The 20136-nt window shown below is 36.9% G+C and carries 20 protein-coding genes; 5 read left to right on the top strand and 15 right to left on the bottom strand.

Annotated features, from left to right (window positions below):
* Positions 1-21: 21 nt before the first annotated feature.
* The 6 genes from M900_RS09280 to M900_RS09255 all read right to left on the bottom strand — a co-directional run bounded on the left by M900_RS09280 (position 22) and on the right by M900_RS09255 (position 7811).
* Positions 22-504 (bottom strand): DUF3347 domain-containing protein, encoded by a 483-nt coding sequence (locus M900_RS09280; RefSeq protein WP_021274465.1) that lies wholly within the window; start codon positions 502-504, stop codon positions 22-24.
* Complete coding sequence (locus M900_RS09275) at positions 494-3613, bottom strand: efflux RND transporter permease subunit (protein ID WP_021274600.1); 3120 nt, start codon at positions 3611-3613, stop codon at positions 494-496. Before M900_RS09275 ends, M900_RS09280 begins: the two co-directional genes overlap by 11 nt.
* The gene (locus M900_RS09270; RefSeq protein WP_021274549.1) at positions 3610-4956 is read right to left on the bottom strand and encodes an efflux RND transporter periplasmic adaptor subunit; all 1347 of its coding nucleotides are present in this window, start codon (positions 4954-4956) and stop codon (positions 3610-3612) included. The genes M900_RS09275 and M900_RS09270 overlap by 4 nt, the downstream gene beginning before the upstream one ends.
* Positions 4949-6151, bottom strand: coding sequence for a TolC family protein (locus tag M900_RS09265; protein ID WP_021274729.1), 1203 nt, complete (start codon positions 6149-6151; stop codon positions 4949-4951). The genes M900_RS09270 and M900_RS09265 overlap by 8 nt, the downstream gene beginning before the upstream one ends.
* An 84-nt stretch (positions 6152-6235) precedes the next feature.
* Entirely contained in the window at positions 6236-6961 is a 726-nt protein-coding gene (locus M900_RS09260) for an ABC transporter substrate-binding protein (protein WP_021274379.1), read from the bottom strand.
* A complete protein-coding gene (locus tag M900_RS09255) occupies positions 6954-7811 on the bottom strand; it encodes a serine protease (RefSeq protein ID WP_021274617.1) in 858 nt (285 codons plus the stop codon). The genes M900_RS09260 and M900_RS09255 overlap by 8 nt, the downstream gene beginning before the upstream one ends.
* A gap of 177 nt (positions 7812-7988) precedes the next feature.
* Here M900_RS09255 and M900_RS09250 point away from each other — a divergent pair, with 177 nt between their 5' ends.
* The gene (locus tag M900_RS09250) at positions 7989-8495 is read left to right on the top strand and encodes an RNA polymerase sigma factor (RefSeq protein ID WP_021274481.1); all 507 of its coding nucleotides are present in this window, start codon (positions 7989-7991) and stop codon (positions 8493-8495) included.
* A 1-nt stretch (position 8496) separates the two neighbouring features.
* Complete coding sequence (locus tag M900_RS09245) at positions 8497-9018, top strand: hypothetical protein (protein WP_021274751.1); 522 nt, start codon at positions 8497-8499, stop codon at positions 9016-9018.
* Here M900_RS09245 and M900_RS09240 read toward each other — a convergent pair.
* From M900_RS09240 to M900_RS09225, 4 genes are read right to left on the bottom strand one after another with little or no spacing between them, the layout of a single operon-like run.
* Positions 9015-9884, bottom strand: a complete 870-nt coding sequence (locus tag M900_RS09240) for a LysR family transcriptional regulator (protein WP_021274387.1) — start codon at positions 9882-9884, stop codon at positions 9015-9017. The genes M900_RS09245 and M900_RS09240 overlap by 4 nt on opposite strands.
* A gap of 8 nt (positions 9885-9892) precedes the next feature.
* On the bottom strand, positions 9893-10174 hold the full coding sequence (locus M900_RS09235; protein WP_021274500.1) for a metal-sensitive transcriptional regulator: 282 nt from the start codon (positions 10172-10174) through the stop codon (positions 9893-9895).
* Positions 10171-12333 (bottom strand): cation-translocating P-type ATPase, encoded by a 2163-nt coding sequence (locus tag M900_RS09230; protein ID WP_021274625.1) that lies wholly within the window; start codon positions 12331-12333, stop codon positions 10171-10173. The genes M900_RS09235 and M900_RS09230 overlap by 4 nt, the downstream gene beginning before the upstream one ends.
* Positions 12333-12551 carry a heavy-metal-associated domain-containing protein gene (locus M900_RS09225; protein WP_021274634.1) on the bottom strand — a complete coding sequence of 73 codons (219 nt, stop codon included), beginning with the start codon at positions 12549-12551 and terminating at the stop codon, positions 12333-12335. The genes M900_RS09230 and M900_RS09225 overlap by 1 nt, the downstream gene beginning before the upstream one ends.
* Positions 12552-12628: 77 nt before the next feature.
* On the opposite strand from M900_RS09225, the gene M900_RS09220 reads away from it, so the two are divergent.
* Entirely contained in the window at positions 12629-13102 is a 474-nt protein-coding gene (locus M900_RS09220; RefSeq protein ID WP_021274560.1) for a GreA/GreB family elongation factor, read from the top strand.
* On the opposite strand, the gene M900_RS09215 is transcribed toward M900_RS09220, so the two are convergent.
* A complete protein-coding gene (locus tag M900_RS09215) occupies positions 13099-15288 on the bottom strand; it encodes a UvrD-helicase domain-containing protein (RefSeq protein ID WP_021274514.1) in 2190 nt (729 codons plus the stop codon). The two genes, M900_RS09220 and M900_RS09215, sit on opposite strands and share 4 nt — an antisense overlap.
* 132 nt (positions 15289-15420) lie before the next feature.
* Between M900_RS09215 and M900_RS09210 the strand changes: the two genes are divergently transcribed.
* The gene (locus tag M900_RS09210) at positions 15421-15894 is read left to right on the top strand and encodes a peptidylprolyl isomerase (protein WP_021274674.1); all 474 of its coding nucleotides are present in this window, start codon (positions 15421-15423) and stop codon (positions 15892-15894) included.
* Here M900_RS09210 and M900_RS09205 read toward each other — a convergent pair.
* Both M900_RS09205 and M900_RS09200 read right to left on the bottom strand, forming a co-directional pair.
* Positions 15891-16277, bottom strand: coding sequence for an HIT domain-containing protein (locus tag M900_RS09205; protein WP_021274711.1), 387 nt, complete (start codon positions 16275-16277; stop codon positions 15891-15893). The genes M900_RS09210 and M900_RS09205 overlap by 4 nt on opposite strands.
* 8 nt (positions 16278-16285) lie before the next feature.
* Positions 16286-17434, bottom strand: coding sequence for a cation:proton antiporter (locus M900_RS09200; RefSeq protein ID WP_021274324.1), 1149 nt, complete (start codon positions 17432-17434; stop codon positions 16286-16288).
* Positions 17435-17537: 103 nt separating this feature from the next.
* Between M900_RS09200 and M900_RS09195 the strand changes: the two genes are divergently transcribed.
* Positions 17538-18053, top strand: coding sequence for a glutathione peroxidase (locus M900_RS09195; protein ID WP_021274776.1), 516 nt, complete (start codon positions 17538-17540; stop codon positions 18051-18053).
* Here the strand turns inward: M900_RS09195 and M900_RS09190 are convergent.
* Together M900_RS09190 and M900_RS09185 are read right to left on the bottom strand one after the other, a co-directional pair.
* Entirely contained in the window at positions 18045-18479 is a 435-nt protein-coding gene (locus tag M900_RS09190) for a heme-binding protein (protein WP_021274565.1), read from the bottom strand. The two genes, M900_RS09195 and M900_RS09190, sit on opposite strands and share 9 nt — an antisense overlap.
* Before the next feature lie 10 nt (positions 18480-18489).
* The gene (locus M900_RS09185; protein WP_021274784.1) at positions 18490-20121 is read right to left on the bottom strand and encodes an ABC-F family ATP-binding cassette domain-containing protein; all 1632 of its coding nucleotides are present in this window, start codon (positions 20119-20121) and stop codon (positions 18490-18492) included.
* Positions 20122-20136 lie beyond the last annotated feature (15 nt).

Here is a 20136-nt window from a genome sequence, read left to right as displayed (position 1 = left end):
GACATCGCCTCCTTCACTCAATTAGAAATTAGAATCTTTTGAGCCACATCCCCTCATCATTGCAGCATAAGGGTTCTTAACATTTGAGTCTTTCTCTGTATTTTGTAACCATTTTTTCTTAACCATAGGACAAGAATAAGCGTTATACTTCTTTCCAAAGTCATATTTAGAATTCACATGTATCAATGCCATAGAAACGATATTGTAATCTTGCTGATTCAACTCTTCTGTTCTGTCAGCTGTCATAGTACTAAGCTTATCGGCAGAGAACTTCAATAAGTTCTTGATTTTTTCATCCGAAATCTTTTCGATTGCATCTTTAAGTTCTAAAGCACGCTTAGAAACCTCTTTCCCATTATAGTCAAAAAATGAATCATATAGCTTCTCGTTAACTTCATAAATCTTTACCAGTTCATCTTTAACTTTTCCTTCAAGCTTAATTCTGTCCTGAGCAGAAAAAATATTAAGTGTAAAAAATAACGCTAAAATAAATTTAAATTTCATCAATAACTCCTTTTTCTATTTTTTTATACTCATAAAAACTAAATACGACTGGTACAACAAATAAAGTAATTAATTCAACGATCATTCCCCCAAGAGTAGGAATTGCCATCGGCTTCATCACCTCACTTCCTGTGGATGTTGACCACATAACTGGAACAAGAGCGATAATTGTAGTAGTTGTAGTCATAACAAGAGGTCTAATTCGACGACTGCCTGCTTCAACAATGCAAGCTTTTAAATCTTGCCAAGTTCTAGGTTTGTGATTAGAAATGGCTTCCTGTAAATAAGTCATCATAACAACCCCGTCATCAACGGCAATCCCAAAGAGTGCGATAAAACCGACCCAAACAGCTACAGATGTATTAAACCCACCAATCCATAGTAAGATAATCCCCCCACTCATTGCGATTGGAACCGCACTAAAAATAATTACAGAATTTCGAAGGTTAGATATCCCCAAATAAATTATGATAAGATTCACTATCAATGCAATAGGAACAAGCATCTTTAGTCTGTTCGTAGCTCGTACTTGATTTTCATACTGTCCCGCCCACACAATTGAATAGCCTTTAGGTAATTTTACTTTTGAGGCAATCACTTTCTGCGCTTCTTCAACAAAACTAACAAGGTCTCGACCTGTAACATTTAATAAGACAACAGAACGTAGCATTCCATTCTCAGATGAAATTGCGGCAGGACCAGTTACTATCCTTATATCTGCAAGTTGCTCAATTGGGATATGTTGCCCTAATGGACTCGGAACCAGAACACTCTTTAACTGATCAATACGATCCCTTAGCTCTTTCTTATATCTTACACGAATTGGATATCGTTCACGACCTTCATAAAATTGGCTAATTGGCATACCTCCAACAGCTGTTTGAATTATTTTATTTATTGTCCCTGTATTGATTCCATAACGAGACGCTGCAACACGATCAATATCAAACTCGATGTATGGCTTCCCGGTAATTTTTTCAGCATATACTCCTGAGGCACCTTCGACTCCTTCAATGACCTTCCCCACCTCTGCTGCAATTTCTTGAAGTTGATCAAGGTCTGGCCCAAAAATTTTCACTCCAACTTGAGTCTTTATACCTGTTGATATCATTGCTATTCTATTCTCAATAGGAAATAACCATGCATTCACTAGTCCAGGAACCTGGAGAGACTTATCAAGCTCACTCATAATATCATAAATACTCATTCCCTCTGGCCATTCATCCTCAGGGATTAACTTCACTACAGTCTCAAACATAGAAACAGGGGCTGGGTCAAGAGCAGTATCAGCTCGTCCAAGTTTTCCAATCGCATCTTTAACTAAAGGGTGCTGTTTTAAAACCTTATCGGTATAAGCAAGTAACTCACGCGCCTTAGTCATACTGACGTCAGGAGTCGTTACTGGCATATAAAGAATTTCACCTTCATTTAGTGATGGCATAAATTCTTTCCCTAATTGTGTGAAAGCGAATCCCCCCAAGATTAATAATATAAGTGGTGCCATTAAAAATTTTAATCTATTTTCAAGAACCCACTTTAAAGTTGGGCGGTAGAGATTAATAATAGTCAAACTAACTTTGTTCTTCTCAATTGGTTTCAGGTTCCCCTTTAATAAGAATACGGATAAAGCAGGGAGGAGAATAATTGCAACAACGACAGAGCCAAACATGGCAAGTGTTTTTGCCCAAGCTAAAGGCCCAAATAACTTACCTTCACTCCCTTCAAGTGCGAAGACCGGTAAAAAAGTAACAATCGTAGTTAGTACAGCTGTAAGGATAGCCGGCCCTACTTCACGGGCTGATTTAATAATGACATCCACTCTCTCCTTAGAAGTCAGCTTTTGCTTTTCAGCGAGACTGGAATAAATATTCTCAGTCATGATGATTCCCATATCTACCATTGACCCAATAGCGATAACTAGCCCAGAGAGGGACATTACATTGGAGTCGATACCAAAGGCCTTCATAAGAATGAAACTAATTCCAACACCAAATGGCAGCGTCAAAGACACTAAGATTGAAGAATTAAAATGGAGTAAGAATAATAGAATAACAACTACTGTTATTATTATTTCCTGACCTAGAGCAGAGTAAACAGTTCCAATCGTTCTTTCAATTATCTCCGTACGATCATAGAAAGGAACAATCTCAACCCCTTGAGGAAGTCCTGCTTTGACAACTTTTAATCGATCTTTAACATTATCTATAACTTCTTTAGGATTTTCTCCAAATCGCATAGTCACAACACCACCAACAGCTTCGTGACCATTTTTATCCAGTGCTCCCCGACGAAAACCTGGTCCAACACCTACAGTGGCAATGTCTTTAATCCTTATAGGGCTTTTTTCTTTTATAGCAAGAACAACATCTTCTATATCTGCAAGAGATTTAAAGAAGCCTTTACCTCGAACGATAAACTCTCGTGCACCATCCTCAATGACTTCAGCTCCAACATCAATATTACTATTTTGAATTGCCTCTAAAACAGCACTAAAATGAATGTCATAAGCAAATAATTTTTTAGGATCAACATCAATTTGATATTCCTTTACAAATCCTCCGATACTTGCAACTTCACTAACTCCTTCAACACCTTGTAAAAGGTACTTAACATAGAAGTCTTGTAGTGAACGAAGCTCGGCTAGCGATTTTGGATTCTCTGCCCCTTTTTGATTCTCTAGTGTATACCAGAATATTTGTCCAAGACCTGTTGCATCAGGTCCTATTTGAGGACTCACCCCCTCGGGTAATGAATTTGTTGCTGTCGATAGTTTTTCCAGAACACGCGAACGACTCCAATAAAAATCTACATCATCCTTGAAGATGACATAAATAGTGGAGAAGCCAAAAGCCGACATTCCTCGTATATTTTTTACACCAGGGATCCCTTGTAAAAGAATACTAAGTGGATAAGTAACTTGTTGCTCAATGTCTTTAGGAGATCTACCTGACCATTTTGTAAAAACAATTTGCTGATTCTCTCCAATATCGGGAATAGCATCTATACGGGCCCTGCTTAAGCTAAAGACAGAGAGAAATGAAATTAAAATGAAAACAATAACAACAAGAACTCTGTTCTTAATGGAAGCTTCAATTAATTTTTGAATCATAATTGCCCACCAAAGTCCACATAACCACCAAACAACTGTGCCTGAGCATCGAGAAGAAAATTACCATCAACAACAACTTCTTCACCTTCTTCTAAACCTGATTTAACTTCAATATATCCCTCAGACTCGAGACCACTTTCAATTTCTTTGGCCTGAAACTCGCTATCACTAACTTTTAGCCACACAACTTTTCTTCGTCCAGTATCAATCACAGCACTTCTTGGTACAACCAGTGGCATTCCTTTAAACTTTATATCTACTATTGCATCTGCAAGCATTCCTGGCTTAAGCTTTCCTTGAGTATTTTTAATTGTAGTTCTAATCTTTAATGTACGAGACTGAAGACTTAATACTGGGCTAATAAAATCAATCTCGCCCTCTACCTTTTCCCCAGGAATTGAAGTAAATGCAAGCGTTGCCACTTGTCCCATTTCGACAAGTCCTGCATCATGTTCATAAACATCCATTTCTACCCAAACTTCGGATAGATCAGATAATTCAAAGAAATTTTGTCCTTCTTGAAAGTATTTACCAACTGTTGCATTTTTCTTTCGTACAATACCAGTTGCTTCGGAGAAAAGTGTTATGCTCTTAGGTACCTCACCTCGCTTGAACCATTCTTCATACTGCTGAGGTTTAATCCCCCAAAGTTGTAGACGCTGCTCGCTTTGCTTAATCATTTCTCTAAATTCTTTTGTTGCAGATTTTTGAAATGATCTTTTTGCTATAAGATATTCTTCTCCTGCAGTAATAAGCTTTGGACTATAAATCTCTATAACTGGTGCACCTGACTTTACAAAGCTACCAGTCGACTTGATATAGACTTTCTCAACCCTTCCCCCAACTCTCGCAGGAATACTACTTTCTTTATCTTCAGACTGAAGAACTGTTCCAAGCAAACGAATTTTCTTATTCATCACCATTTTAGTCACTGGAAAAAAAGATGGCGAAAAGTGAGCAAGCGTAGATTTCTGTAGCTTAAGCTTTGCGACAATTGAAGAAGCACTTTCATGATTAGAAACTAGAATCATTGGAGTACCATCAAGTGGACAAGGTCCTTCAACATCACTAGTAACATCAGGATAGTTTTCACATGCCCATTTTTTAGTTGGTGCAACTTTCTTTACTTCCTGCTCAGTTTTAGACTTTACAACTTTTGTGAGGTTCATATGGCATATTGGACATTTCCCTGGAGCTTTTTCCTTAATCTGAGGATGCATAGCACATGTATAGTAAACTTCTTCATGCTTATGCTCACTCTCATTCATTTCTGTTATAGCTTTCTTATCACAAGAGAACACAAGGAAAAGAAGTGGAATAATTACTAAAAAAATCTTATTCATAGAGGTTATCTCCAATTATAAATTTGTACATTACTTGATTTTTGGCGAGCGCAGCCTTGAGGCTACTTTTCATCAACAATAAATTTTGAAGCTTTAGTTCTGCTTGTAGTAATTCAACGTATGAAGTATCCCCCAAAGTGTAAGACTTAGAAGATATTTTCTTTGAGTTTTGTGCAAAACGAATTGTTTTAGAATCTAAGATACCCAACTCATTTTTAATTTTTTTGATTTGGTTTTTAATTCGTTTTTCTTCACTCTCTTTAAAACGATTGTAGTTTTTAAGCTGATATTTAATATTATTCTCTTCCTCCACGGCCTGCCCATAAGAGGCACTTGTTTTATCAGAGAACGGTAATGGAAATGAGATCATTGCAGATGCAAAATCTCCTTGTTTATCAATATTGGCCCGTTTGGTATATCCTAGAGAAAAAGTAATATCTGGCACGTAGTTTAACTTTGAGGCAGCTAGAACTTGTTTCTTTGAGTTCAACATTGATTTCAAACTCAATTCTTTTGAATCTTCAGTTTTTGCACCAACTTTCTCTAAGCTCGACCATGGAACTGATCTCTTATCTAGCCTGCGACTATTAGAACTAAGTAAATAGCTTAAACGATCATATTGTTCCTGTAATTCAAATTGTTTGTTACTTATCGAAGTTTCAAGCTCTGACTTTCTTATTTGGATATCAAGAAGAGTTTGTTGATTTATCTTTCCATTACGATAGAGTTGTTGTGAGGCCTTAAGGATACCATCTATCCAATTTTTATTTTCAGAAATGATGACAACTTCTTCATCAAGCTTTCTTATGTCGATTAAAATTTCCCAGTAAAGTTTAACAAGTTCTTGTTTCTTGTTTTCGACATCAAATTTTTTCGCCTGCGACATTTGGTTTAAAGCTGCATTTAACTTTCCATATTTATTTGTTAAAGCTATCTTTTGAGCGACAGATATTTCTAAACCGGTCATCGGACTTTTATCATCAGAAAAATTATCGACAGGATAATTCTTTGCAGCAAGCTTTACTATTGGATCACCCCATGATCCTTGTTTTTCCCCTTCAAACTCAAGTGCTTTTGCTTGAAAAGACAATGCTTCAACACTGTCGTGTGTAATTATTTGTTTTACACCATCTTTAAATGAAAATGCCCAGAGGCAGGAAGTCGAAAAAGTTAATATTACTATTTTTAAAATCATAGATGACCCCAGAAATTGCATTCATTCTTTAATACGATTTAAAAATAGAAATTGTGACAAGTCGATAAGATTAAATAATATTTACTACTTTATGGTCGGATCATAGCCAAATTTGACATACTCAGAGACGTATTTAGTTGATTTTTCAAAGAAATTTGAAAGTTTCTTGTCTTTTCTCATTCTGTTAATCTCAGCACTAAATAGCTTTGAAAGTCTTCTGCCTTTAATACTATCCTGAAATGAAAAGAAGACATCAAGTTTTGAAATGGCCTGTGGGAAAATATGTATCTCTCTTATCCCACTATCTCTCAACGCTGCGACCCCAGAGTGTAGTTCACAGACAAAGAAGTCAGCTCGCTTCTTTATTAGCATCTGTAGGCATGTTTGATCTGAATGAGTGTAGATAAGATTAAGTTCCTTATTCTCCAATAGTGATTTTTCATAAGGATAACCAGCAGTAAGACATACAGTCTTACCCTTAAGGTTTTTAACTTCTTCATATGAGAAGAAGAAGTCTTTTTTGTAATAGAATGGAGTTGTGTCGCTCGTTTTTAAATTTTGATTGAACCCATCAAGAGCAGGAAAGTACCCATCTAACTGTTCAGAGGCAAATGATGACAATGTCCTTCTTGGAGGGCGAAGTACAATTTCAATGTCAAGATCTAAGCGATTTCCGATTTCTCTCACAAGGTCAACAAATGCTCCGCTATCTTTTGAAGTGACAAACTCTGGAATATTAAAAGTGCCAAGAGTAATTTTTTCTCGCGCAAACACTGAAAGTGAAAATAGAATAAGTAACCACTTAATCATTAATCCCTTCTAGTATCTCCTTTATTGATAGCAGATTATTACCATCTGCAAACCCACTTTCCTCAGCATAGCTCCAGTCATTACACTGTCCTACAGATCTAAGATTAGCACCAGTGCCACGAACAAGAACACCTATAAGATCACCAGTATTCCTATCAAATATTGGGGAGCCAGAATTCACACTAAAGGTATCCAGATCACTACTAAAGCTATTTTTAAAAGGACTGTCTTTAACAGTTGCCCCATGAGATACTTTTTTAGGAGCTCCTAAAGGATATCCTATCATAAATATTTCATCCCCATTTGAAATTTCACTAAAGTTTACTTTATAAGGAGTTCGATCACTCACAGCTCTTTTAAGCTTAACAAGCGCAAGATCTAGTCCTGTTTTAGAAAAGAAGGTATCAAAATCATGGTGAATGATTTTCTGGCATTCGAAAATATTCTCTTTTTTCAAAGTTTTGACTTTACCATCCCCCCCTACTTCATAATCAAAAACATAGTAATACTCATCACAACTTTCTTGTTTATCGTCAGGAAGACAATGTGCTGCGGTCAAAACAGTATCATTACCAACCAAACTTCCAGAACAGTTTGCAAGTAATGGCTGATTACTAAATCGAGAGTTTTCGCACATTCTCAATGTCTCCGCTAAGCTATTAGATAGAATAGAAACACCATTATCCGTTATACTCAAACGATTTTTGGGGACGAGTGCGACAGATGAGCGAAGATTTTGACGAAGCACAGATGGCATCTCTTCAAAGGCCTCTAAACGATCATCAACACCAAAGATTTCAGCAAAGCACATGGACTGACAAAGTATTAAAATAGCTAATAGTTTTTTCATACAATTCCAATAGCATAAATTGATTTCGCTCAGAGTTTTGTTGAAAAATATACATATTCCATATCTCGAAATTTCAATTAGTTAGCATATTTACCTAGTCATATAACAGGTAATTTTGCATAATTTAGAAAGTTGTCACAAAACCACAAATTGACTCGTAATACTCTCTGAGGACTGATGGAAGAGATTAGAAATTTAAATGATGAAAAGTTAATGAATCTCTACGCAGCTGGTGAGTATGAAGCCTTTGAAATACTCTACTCTCGCTATAAGACAAAAATCTCTTCTTATTTAAATAGAAAGGTTTTTAATCAAGATATGAGAGAAGAAGTTTTTCAAGACATTTTTATGAAGCTTCATCGCACGAGAAGTCAATATAGTGATCAGTATCTTTTCGCTCAATGGATTTTTACTATTACAAGAACGACTGTCCTTGATTACTTAAAGAAGAAAAAGATTTCTACCGTTGATTTTTTTGAGAATGAGCTGGTATGTAAGAACGTGGAAAAGGAAGTAGAGATTGATCTTGAGTCACTCTCTGATCGTGAAAAAGCAATTATAGAGATGAGATACTTCTCTGATCACGATTATGAAGAGATTGCTCAAAAACTTAATCTCTCGACATCCAATGTTCGAAAGATTGCTTCGAGGGCGATTGCCGCACTAAAGGGTAAGAAGGTATAAGATGACTAAGAAAATTAATGATGATTTTAAACTTTTTATGACATCAGAAAGTTCTTCTAATGAAGTTAATGATACCGTACTTAATTTTGTTCATAGAGACCTTAATCCAAGTCACAGCACTATTATTCTAAAGCTAATATCGATCCAAACTTTTATCGGGCTAGTAACCCTACTATTTTGCCCACAATTTAACTTCAGCTTAACCAATAACTACGATCTGTTTCACTTCTTTCATCGCCACTTTGGCCACATCATATGCACGGCTATTTGTTCAGCGATTTTCATTGGCTCAGGAACGATATTTGCGAGTGCTCTATTAACAATTTCAGAACTTAAAGAAATCACAAAAACAAAAGGCCTCTATGGTTTAGGTCTTTCTGGATACTTCGTAAGTTTGTTTTTAATTTTGGGTTCAGATGTTTATCTTGTGAGCTCTTTAGTGTGGACCCTAAGCGCGGTGCTTACTTTTAGTACAATCAGCTATAGTGCTTTAAAAATAAGATACTCAATTTTAGTTTCTTAAACCTTATCTTTTTGAATGATTTTAAGACCCTCGCCTTTGTAGTTTGATCTAACAACGGCATAAACCTCAGTTTGTAATTCCTTGATCTCTCCAAGTGTGATTACATCTTCATTGAGCTCAAAACGTTTCTTCGAGACTTCAGGTACGATTGTAAATGCATTTCCACTCTTGGTCACAAGTTCTAGCATATCTATATCATTGGCTTCACCAATGATACGTGGATTAAGTGCATTTCTCATAAAGAATAGCTCAATCTCATGTCTAAGCGGCGAATCTTCTGTGTAGTTAAAAAATGGAATCTCAGTTAAGTTATTTGGGAAATCATTTTTAAATTTTTTAAATTTCTTATGGGCGACAACAAAAGTTTTATTAACACCGATTCGATATGCAGTGAAATTTTCCCCGATCCCCTCTTTGGAGTCAGTGAAGAGAATATCAACTCGACCTTCATCGAGATCTGAAAGAAGATAACGTCTCTCACCTTCTTTCATATTTATGGCCACATTCTCATTTCCAAGAAGAGGAAAAATCATCTCATGAAGAAAATAATGGGACATATACTGAGTAATACCAATATCAACAGAAGTCTTTGGTAGTGTGATTTGATCTTTTAACTGACTTGTTAATTCTTTTTCTAAATTAAAAATTTTTTGGGCATATTTCATCGCAACTTCACCATGGGAAGTTAAAGTTAGCGACCTACTTTTCCTATCAAAAAGTTTTGTATCAAAGTATTCTTCGAGAAGTTTTAACTGATCGCTGATCGTTGGTTGAGAAACATGGAGCTTGTTAGAAGCTTCCTTGATTGAGCCTAGCTTACCAACAACGTAGAAATAATAAAAATGATTGAAGTTTAGTCTATTCATCTTTTTTCTTATGACTTAGAGGACCTCTTTAATAGGTCCATTACCTCTTTAATTTTTTCCTCAATCTCTTTTTCATCATTTGATCTTGAGGCCTTCATCATGCAATGGCCGACATGATTTTCTAATACCTCTAACTCTAAAGACTTTAATGCACTTCGTGAAGCCTTAATTTGTGTCAAAATGTCGATACAGTACTTCTGCTCCTCAATCATTGAAGAAATACCACGAACCTGCCCCTCTATTCGCTTTACTCTATTGACTAATTTTCGGTGATCCGCATGGTGATTCATATTAAATTCCTTATACGTAAGCTATTTAAAACAACAGAGATACTACTCATTGCCATGGCGATACTTGCGAGGATTGGAGGCATCAGTGGTCCACCAAAAGGATACAAGATCCCAGCAGCAAGAGGAATAAGTGCCGTATTATAAACAAAAGAAAGCCCAAGGTTCTGCTTCATAATTTTCATGCTCCCTCGAGCAAGAATGAATAGATCGTAAATTTTAGCAATATCACCTGTCGAGATAGTGACATCACTAGCGTTAATTGCCACATCTGCCCCTGTTCCCATCGCGAGAGAGAGATCAGCCTTAGCCAGGGCCGGAGCATCATTTACTCCATCTCCTATCATTGCAACCTTATAATCTTTTTGAATCTTTTGAATATAATCTGCTTTTTCTAATGGCTTCACATTGGCATAGAAATCATCGATTCCAACTTCTCTAGCGACTTCAGCTGCTATCCTCTCATTATCCCCAGTGATAAGATATGTCTTAATCCCAAGTTCATGTAGCTTTGAAATTAGCTCTTTAGCCGATTGCTTAACTTTATCTCCAATGACAAAACGGGCAATACACTTCTTTTCAACGGAAACATAGACATATGTTCCTAAAAGATGATCGTCAAACTGATGTTCAAACTCCACACCTTCTGACTCAAGAAAGTTATGACTACCAAGAAGATATTCTTTTCCGATATAATCAGCTCTTACTCCCCCTCCAGCAACAATTTCAAATGAATCCGGATCATCAAGTTGTACCCCCAACTCCTTTGCGTAGTTTACAATTGACTTAGCAAGTGGGTGTTCGGAGTAATTTTCAATTGAGCTGACCGCGACAAGGAAATCTTGTTCGTTATCACCAAAGTACTCCATACTTAAAACGATAGGCTTTCCATGTGTAATAGTTCCTGTCTTATCAAAAGCAACAGCATTGATAGAGTTTGCCTTTTCAATAACACTTCCCCCACCTACAAGTACTCCCGCCAAGGAGGCTTTCCCGGTGGCTACAACAACTGCGGTAGGAGTCGCAAGCCCTAGAGCACATGGACATGCAATAACAAGAACTGCGATAAAATTAGAAATGGCATTACCCCAAACAGGAGTTGGTCCAAGCATAAACCATAGTATGAAAGTTATGACTGCTATTACAATTACGACAGGAGTAAAAACAGCACTTACTTGGTCAGCAAGCTTCTGAATTTGTGGTTTATTTAATTGTGCACTTTCAACAAAATCGATAATGTGTGCAACCATGGTATCTTTTCCAACTTTTGTTGCGACATACTCAATGACACTTTCTCCATTGATCGTCCCACCAAAAACATTGTCATCAATCTTTTTGAGAACAGGAACCGACTCTCCAGTTAGCATTGACTCATCAATACTCGATTGTCCTTTAATAATTTTCCCATCGACAGAAAGTTTCTCACCTGGTCGAACACGAAGAATATCCCCAACGACAATTTCATCCATTTTCTTAAGAACTTCAACACCATCAACAAGAACTGTAGCCTCTTTACTTGTTAAGTTTAGAAGTGAATCAAGCGCCTCTTTCGCTTTTTTCTTCGCCTTGTGTTCAAAGTATTGACCAAGAAGAACGAAGCTCACAATAAAACCGATAGCTTCAAAATAGACCGTCTGAGTTAATCCAATCTGAATTGATTTTTGATTAAAGAATGTAATGAATGAACTATAAGTAAAGGCAGCAGTTGTAGCAACCCCTATCAGAGTATTCATATTTGAACGAAGAGTTTTTAAAAGTACCCATACGGCTTTGAGGTATGGAAGCCCGATCCATGCCCAAACAGGAAGGGTTAAAGCAAATTGAATATACCAATTCACTTCTCTAGACACCACATGCATAAGTGGCCCCATAGCAAATAAGAAAATTAAAATACTCAGAGTGATTGAGATAAAAAACTTCATCAAAGTCTTATCATCTTTTTCTTCTTTTAAAGTATCTACAATCTCATACCCAATCTCTTTAATTTTTTTCTGAAGCTTATGAAAATCCGCTTCTGTCTCTGTTGATATCGCAACCGATTCAGTCGCAAAGTTAACCTCACATGATAGTACTCCAGCGACTTTGGATGCCTCCCTCTCAATAGTTGAAGCACAACCTGCACAGGTCATGCCTTTAACTTTCTGATTTATCTGAAAGCTCATTACTCAGCCTTAGAAAAGCTTTGAACTCCAAATCCTAATTCTTCAAGCTTCTTCTTTACTTCAATTGGTCTTGTCTCAGTGGCCAACTCTACAATGACCTCACCAACTTCCTTATCCACAACTGGGTGATAGTCCGAAAGATTATTTTCAATTTTTGAAACACAACCCCCACACTTAATTCCGCTAACAATAAACTTCATTTTTTTATTTTCTGACATAAATACTTCCTTTCAAAATACCCCCATGGGGTATACTTGTATCTTACATCTAAGTTCGATTATGGTAAAGTAAATTCATGATAAATAAGACTTTGATAAAACAAGAAATTCATAAAAAACTTCAACATGAGCTCGAGCTGGCAACCGAGGCCCTTGAGCACTCACGTGATCTCATGTCTCAAGATGATATGAAACCCGAAGGCAAGTACGATACTCGACGCACAGAAGTTGGCTACCTCGTACAAGCACAGGGCAAGAGAGTTGAAGAGTTAAAATCAGATATTGCCTATATTGATGCGTATACGCCTAAAGCATCAGACAAGGTAGAAGTGGGAGCAATTGCTAAAATTGGTCACGAAGACAATGAGGCACTCTATTTCATTTCTCCAACCTACTCAGGATATACATTAGATATTGATAATGTGGAAGTACATGTTCTTTCACTAAAGTCACCGATCGCTGAAGGCGCAATGACATTAGAAGAAGGAGAATTTTTTGAAGTCGAGTCTCCCAAAGGAGAGCTCGAGTATCAAATTATAGAAATTTTTTAGAATAGAATTGTACGATCTAGCGGGAAGAGAACCCATAACTGGTGAATTGCTCTTGTTGCAGCAAGGTGAAGTCTCTTTCTGGCCCTATTATTTTCTGGGTAATTCACTCTATCTGTATCTGGAAGAATAACGTAATCAAACTCAAGACCACGGATCTGGTCAACAGTTGTGATATCAATACCAGGCTTAAAGTTAAACCCTTGATCTAGCACAAGGTTCACACCACCAATATCTGCAAGTTCGTTGTAAAACTGCTCTGCCGTTTCTTCTTTATTACAAATGATGGCAATCGTCGCACGTGGCTCTCTCTTTGTAAGATCAACAAGAGCATCAGATAGAACCATCGATGCATGAGCAAGGTGTTGAACTTGAGTTTTAATAACTGGTCCACCGTTTCTCTTTGTATCTGGCATCTGACCTGGAGCAAGAGGACCAAGTACCGTGTGAGCAAACTCTACAATCTGCTTTGGAGAGCGGTAAGAAACATTAAGCTCACTTGCTTTAAAGTCACTAATTCCTAAACTCTTAAGAACAAGATCCCAAGAAGTGAAAACCATCGATGGATCAATTTGTTGAATCGCATCTCCTGCCACTGTGTAGTTTCCATCCTTCATAAGTGTATGAGACAGAAGTTCTAACTCACTTGCTGAAAGCTCTTGCGCCTCATCAAGGAAGATGTGTTTATACATTTTGATCTTGTGATTATTAATGTGGATTGTCCCATTTTTTAATTCAACAAGTTTGATTAGTAATGGGTAGTCTTCAAAATCAAACATACCACTTCTATCCATAGTCGCTTCAGTTGATTGATGATCCTTGTCTGAGTCGAACTCATTATAAGTAGAAGACATATGAAACTTTAACTCTTCAAGCATTCTATTTGTAATGAAACCATTTGAGTTGTCTCTTAACTTTTCCATTAAAGAGAAATTAGTGAAAAGATTAAAAATATCTTCTTGGTAATTTCTAAGTTTTCTTAACTGCTCTTTAATTTGCATTCTTTCCAAAGAAGTAATGAAAGACTGTTCATGAATCAGTTTAAATAATGGGATAATTGATAAGTGCTTATTAGAAGAAATGAAATTAAAGATCTTATCTTTATTCTCCATTTTCTCAAGAACAGAAAGAGCCTGATTTTTCTGTTGCTCAACATATTCAGCAAGCATATCTAAAGTATATGGATGCCTCTTGATTGTTGATACTCCAAGTGGAGTGTTATCATTAATCTTGCGTGGCATTCCCTTAATTGTCGTTGTTACAACTTCCTTTAAAAGTTCTTCAGTTGTTTTTACATGTACTCTTTCCAGGCCAATATTATAAAGAAGTGTCTTAGAAAGATTAATCAGACCTGCGTTTGGAACAAGAACAAGGGCATCATTAGGATTCAGAACACCCTTTTCACAAAGTTTTGCGATTCGATAAAGAGCTACAGTTGTCTTACCACTACCAGCTCCCCCTGTAATAAGAAGAGGTTTCTTTGCATCACCATGAACAATGTCATACTGAATTTTATCAAGAAGCGAGATTACTTCAGGAGAATCAAAGTTGGTATTTCCCATACCAAAAGCGAGCTCTCCATTAGCCTTCCCTTCTCCACCTGCAAGGACAGCAACTTCTTCGTGCATTCCAGTCCACTTACCATCTCTTTTCACATAAGACTCACCACCTCTATCAACACGAAGTAGTTCACCATTTCTAATTGTAAGGATAGACTTTTCAAGTATCGTTCCTTCAATTGTTCTCTCTTCAAGATCTAATTCAAAATCATCTTCTTCAGCAAATTGATAAAACACTCTCGCAATTGGAGCCTTTTTCCAGTCGATGATTTTAAACTTCGCAAGACGATGCGAAAACGATATATGTCCAAGATAAATATCTTTCGTTTTACCTTCTTGCTCAATTCTCATATGACCAAAGAATGGAGACTCGGCATCGGGAAGGCTTACGTGAGTCGAAAATCTTTCGGCCAGTTGATTTTGTAGGTGCATCTGTTGAATGATTGCTGGAAGATCATCGTCATTACATGACTTACTTTCTTCTTTCAGAGACTCTAAATTTCTTTGAATCTCCATCAAGGCTTCCATATTGTGATCAGGGATCTTTTTAATTACATCAACGCAATCAGTAACGGACTTCTCAAGTCGCGTTATATATTTATAAATTTCAGTACTTAGAGCATCAGACATGAAATATCCTTTATATGATTGAAAAAATTATTATGGCAATATAATGAAAAAGCACCTGTGAGGCAAGCTAAGATTGCCAGTAAGTGCTAGGGCCGATAAAAGTAGTTATCAAAAACAAAAAAAGGATATTTTATGACACAAAAAGTTATTGGATTTCATTACACTCTTAAAGATGATCAAGGTACAACAATTGATTCATCTGAAGGTGCATCTCCACTTCTTTTCCTAGAAGGTAGCGGAATGATTATCCCAGGACTAGAGCAAGAACTAGTTGTAATGAATGTTGGTGATAAGAAGAATGTTGAAGTAGCTGCTGCTGATGCTTACGGTGAAGTAAGAGAAGATATGGTTATTACTGTTGAAAGAGCTCAGTTTCCACCAGAAGCTGAACTAAATGTTGGAGACCAATTTAGAGTTAACAACAACCCAGCAATGCCTCCATTTACTGTTGTAAAAATCGAAGGTGAAAGTATTACTCTTGATGGTAACCACCCACTTGCAGGAAAGAAACTTTTCTTTGATGTAGAAATTACTGAATCACGTGCGGCAACTGATGAAGAAATTGCTCATGGTCACGCACACGGAGAAGGTGGACATCACCACTAAGAATTAAATTCTTTTTTCCAAAATACTAGTCTATCTGGGGAATACGGTTTTAATGCCTTTGTTCCCCAAATAGGTCCTGGCCAAGCTCTATCCCCTTCTTCTCTCGACAAAACATGTATATGTAAGTCACTAACCACGTTACCAAGACTACCAATATTTATTTTACCAGAATTAACAGACTTCAATTTACGACTAACGAGATCAATCTCTTTTGTTAATTGAATTTGCTGATCTACGCTTAGATCAATCCATTCTTTAGCACCAGGAACTTTGGGAATCATCATAAACCAATCGAGATCACCATCTTTCATTAGACGTAGCTGGCAAAGTTCTAGCTCAGTAACAAAGTCAGAATCTTCTACAAAACGTGAATTAATTTCCATTGATGATCCTAAACAAAAGACTCCGGAGGTGTCTTCTTAAAGACAATCGCAGGAATAATACTTGAAAGTATCGTATAAACAATCAGACCAGAAATAATATAAACATCAATTTGAAATCTCTCTCTTAAAATTGAAGCCAGTACTAGTCCAAAAATTAAATTTGGAAGCAACGCTGTTGCAATTGGATAACGATCCTGCCAATTATCTTTAATAAAGAATTTTATACTTGAAAACACTGTAAGGATTCTAATAGGAATAAACACAATCAGAAGTCCAAGTCCAAGCGCTAATCCCTTTATTGAGAATAGATCTGAGGTAATTGTTAGTCCTGTCGAATAAAAATAAAATGGGATGAAGAATGAAAAGAACATTCTCAAATGCTCTAGGATGTCATCGGCCTTATGGCTATTATTAAAATGTTTAAACTGTCCAGCAATGACACCTACAATAAAGGCTCCAACAAGATAGTATGTTCCAATATTCTTAGTGATAACTCCACAAATCAGGGCCACAAGAATCAGAAAGCCAACTTCCGAGTCTGGAGCGTAAGGCGCAATAACTTTAAAAAAGAATTTAAATAGAAATGGCAGAAATAACACAAGGAAAATCAAAATCCCTTTAGAGAAAATAAACTGCTCTAGCGACTCTGATTGAAGAGCAACAAATAGCATTACAATCGCAGCAATTTCTTTAGCGATCGCTTTTGATCTAATCCAGTATTGCTGATCCTCTGTGAAACCATAATTTCTAAGAGAATTTAAAATAAAACCAGTTGATGGAGTTAATATCGCAAGAGCTAAAATGATAGCTGGTCTAAAATGTAATCCCATGGACCACGAAAAGAAAATGGCCGAAACAATTGTGACAACAACCGCCTTTGCAATACTCTTGCTTAAAGCAGGTGCATCCCTTCTCAGTTCCTCAACCTCAATTTCCATCCCGGCAAACAAGAATAATGATGTAATCCCAAGGCGAGAAAGCATTAGAATCATTTGATCATCTTTAAACCAACCTATAGTCAAGGCCGTAATTACTCCAAGAAAAAGAGAAGATATCCCCACCGGAATATTAAATCTTAGTAAAATCTTTGGAAGAAGAAGTAAGACAGAGAATAAAATCAGATATTGTAGTTCAAGAGAGTTAATGTATTGTTCCATGTCATAATAATACGAGTAAAAAAGTCGTATTTAACTACCCAGCGCACAAATGTCTAGGAGACCTTTTGCCAAAAATTGGTTACCATCAACAAAAGGAGAATTTATGATTAAACTATTTTTAGTAATTTTTGCGACTCTCTCAACATTTGCGAACTCTCTCTATGATTTCAATATCAACACATACAAAGGTGAAGAAATTAAGTTTTCCTCATTTAAAGGAAAGCCACTTCTCGTTGTAAATATCGCGACACGTTGTGGCTATACTGGACAGCTTGATGATATTGAAAAACTCTATCAAAAGTATAAATCAAAGGGACTTGTCGTCTTAGGTATCCCTTCAAACGACTTTGGAGGACAAACACCAGAAGGTAATACGGAAGTCGCCAATTTTTGTCAGCGCAACTACGGAGCAACTTTTCCAATTACTGAGAAGCAAGTTGTCTCAGGTGCGAACAAAAATAAAATTTATGAATTCATCAAAAGCCAAACTCGTGAAGAAGTTAAATGGAATTTTGAAAAGGTTTTATTTGATAAGGAAGGAAGACTTATAAAAAAGTACCCTTCATCAACTGTGCCGCTAGATAAAGGGCTAATAAACAATATAGAAAAACTACTGTAGATTAATATCGGCAATCGCTTTGATGGCAATATCTTCATCATAGTCCGAAGATGCTCCTGAAATTCCGATTGCCCCGATAATCTCATCACCATCCTTAATTAATACTCCTCCAGGCTGAGGAATAAACTTACCATTTAGACTTCCATTAATCGCAGTACCAAATAGTTCGGGTAGAATTCCTTGCTTAACATAGTTGTAAAATTCACGAGAATTAAACCCCATCGCAAGAGCCGCATATGCTTTCCCAAGGGCTATTTCGTAGCGGGCGATTGAGCAACCATCCTGAGAATGTGCCAGTTTAACATGCCCACCATTATCAAGGATTACAAACGAGAGAGGAGGCCCTTTAAGAACCTCATTATTTCTTATTCCACTATCTAGAATATTGAAAGCTTGCTTCGATGTGATTCCTCTTAGATTCGCCATAGTACAACCTTTAATTAATTAAACCCGCTTTCTTATCGCAGTAATATTTGTAGTTTCCTGGATAGATAAGAACTTGACCATGGTCAACTTCAAATACCTTGGCAGATAGTTCTGTTAAAAAGTGTCTATCGTGGGATACGAAAAGAATTGTTCCTTCGTATGCCTTAAGAGCTTCAAGAAGAACCTCACGAGATTTGATATCAAGGTGGTTGGTAGGCTCATCAAGTATAAGACAATTATTATTTTGAGAAAGTAGCACGGCCATTACAAGACGAGATTTCTCTCCACCTGAAAGATACTTAACTTTCTTATCAACGTCATTACCTCTGAAAAGGAAAGCTGCAAGAAGATTTCTAACGTATCCATCACTCGCCTCTCCAAGTCCTTTTCGAACTTCATCAAAAACACTATTTTCAGGTTCAAGAACATCAAGAGAGTACTGACTAAAGTAACCAATCTTGATACTCGGCCCTACCTTCACTTGTCCAGAAGTTGGTTCAGTATGTTGAGTAATACACTTTAAAAGAGTCGACTTCCCTGCTCCGTTAACACCAACGACAGCGATCTTATCAAGCCTTTTTACTGTTGCCTTAAGTCCAGAGAAAACAGGAATATTCTCACCTTTAGAGTTTGTCCATGCCTTAGCAAGATCTTCAAGCATGATAACGTCATCACCACCTCTTGGAGGAGTTGGGAACTGGAAGTTAATTGTTTCTTCTTCAGTAGGAACTTCAATACGATCTATCTTATCAAGCTTCTTTACACGAGACTGAACCTGAGCTGCGTGAGATGCTCTTGCTTTAAATTTCGCGATGAATTCTTCTTCTTTAGCAAGCATATCAGCTTGTCTTTGCGCTTGCGCTTTTAATTGTACAAGACGAGTTTCTCTTTCTTGAAGATACCAGTCATAATTTCCAGAATATGTCGTCATCTTCCCATGAGAGATTTCAATAATTTTTTTACAAACATTATTCATGAAGTCACGATCGTGGGTCGTCATGAAAATTGCGCCCTTATAATTTTTCAGCCAATTTTCAAGCCAAAGAATTGTTTCCATATCAAGGTAGTTGGTAGGCTCATCCATGATGATCATTTCAGGGTTTATAACCAGAACCTTCGCAAGCGCGATTCTCATCTTCCAACCACCAGAGAAGTCTTCTACTTTCTTATGATGATCTTCTGGCATGATCCCAAGACCTGTTAGAATTTCTTCTGCACGAGATTCAAGATCGTAACCACCGCGCTTTTCAAACTCAGATTGAACGTCACCCATTTTCATAAGAACATCATTCATCTCATCGTCTGTCATATTTGCCATGTCGGCCAGCTTCTCTTCAAACTCGCGAAGCTTTTCTTGAAGCTCTTTAATTTTAGCATCACCTTCAATAACTTCTTGAAGAGCTGTCTTACCTTTCATCTCTCCAACCTTCTGAGAGAAGTAGGCCCAACGTAACTTGTCTGGGAAACTGATTTGCCCTTCATCTGGTTTTTCTTCACCAATAATCATTCTAAAAAGAGTTGTCTTTCCAGAGCCATTTGGCCCAACAAGTCCAACTTTTTCGCCTGGATTAATTTGGAATGAACAAGATGAATAGAGAGTTTCTCCACTCTGATTTTTTGATAAATTAGAGACGTTTAACATTGATTTTCCTTTAAG

Origin of the sequence: Bacteriovorax sp. Seq25_V (assembly GCF_000447795.1) — a bacterium.
GTDB lineage: Bacteria > Bdellovibrionota > Bacteriovoracia > Bacteriovoracales > Bacteriovoracaceae > Halobacteriovorax_A.
Note: the sequence above shows the minus strand (reverse complement) of the source record. Positions and strands in the feature narration are given on the sequence as shown.

Coding starts and splice junctions, on each gene's coding strand:
- M900_RS09220 (WP_021274560.1), top strand. CDS start 12,629: ATGATAAATAAGACTTTGATAAAACAAGAAATTCATAAAAAACTTCAA.
- M900_RS09250 (WP_021274481.1), top strand. CDS start 7,989: ATGGAAGAGATTAGAAATTTAAATGATGAAAAGTTAATGAATCTCTAC.
- M900_RS09265 (WP_021274729.1), bottom strand. CDS start 6,151: ATGATTTTAAAAATAGTAATATTAACTTTTTCGACTTCCTGCCTCTGG.
- M900_RS09275 (WP_021274600.1), bottom strand. CDS start 3,613: ATGATTCAAAAATTAATTGAAGCTTCCATTAAGAACAGAGTTCTTGTT.
- M900_RS09200 (WP_021274324.1), bottom strand. CDS start 17,434: ATGGAACAATACATTAACTCTCTTGAACTACAATATCTGATTTTATTC.
- M900_RS09230 (WP_021274625.1), bottom strand. CDS start 12,333: ATGAGCTTTCAGATAAATCAGAAAGTTAAAGGCATGACCTGTGCAGGT.
- M900_RS09260 (WP_021274379.1), bottom strand. CDS start 6,961: ATGATTAAGTGGTTACTTATTCTATTTTCACTTTCAGTGTTTGCGCGA.
- M900_RS09280 (WP_021274465.1), bottom strand. CDS start 504: ATGAAATTTAAATTTATTTTAGCGTTATTTTTTACACTTAATATTTTT.
- M900_RS09235 (WP_021274500.1), bottom strand. CDS start 10,174: ATGAATCACCATGCGGATCACCGAAAATTAGTCAATAGAGTAAAGCGA.
- M900_RS09195 (WP_021274776.1), top strand. CDS start 17,538: ATGATTAAACTATTTTTAGTAATTTTTGCGACTCTCTCAACATTTGCG.
- M900_RS09205 (WP_021274711.1), bottom strand. CDS start 16,277: ATGGAAATTAATTCACGTTTTGTAGAAGATTCTGACTTTGTTACTGAG.
- M900_RS09270 (WP_021274549.1), bottom strand. CDS start 4,956: ATGAATAAGATTTTTTTAGTAATTATTCCACTTCTTTTCCTTGTGTTC.
- M900_RS09240 (WP_021274387.1), bottom strand. CDS start 9,884: ATGAATAGACTAAACTTCAATCATTTTTATTATTTCTACGTTGTTGGT.
- M900_RS09255 (WP_021274617.1), bottom strand. CDS start 7,811: ATGAAAAAACTATTAGCTATTTTAATACTTTGTCAGTCCATGTGCTTT.
- M900_RS09245 (WP_021274751.1), top strand. CDS start 8,497: ATGACTAAGAAAATTAATGATGATTTTAAACTTTTTATGACATCAGAA.
- M900_RS09215 (WP_021274514.1), bottom strand. CDS start 15,288: ATGTCTGATGCTCTAAGTACTGAAATTTATAAATATATAACGCGACTT.
- M900_RS09210 (WP_021274674.1), top strand. CDS start 15,421: ATGACACAAAAAGTTATTGGATTTCATTACACTCTTAAAGATGATCAA.
- M900_RS09185 (WP_021274784.1), bottom strand. CDS start 20,121: ATGTTAAACGTCTCTAATTTATCAAAAAATCAGAGTGGAGAAACTCTC.
- M900_RS09225 (WP_021274634.1), bottom strand. CDS start 12,551: ATGTCAGAAAATAAAAAAATGAAGTTTATTGTTAGCGGAATTAAGTGT.
- M900_RS09190 (WP_021274565.1), bottom strand. CDS start 18,479: ATGGCGAATCTAAGAGGAATCACATCGAAGCAAGCTTTCAATATTCTA.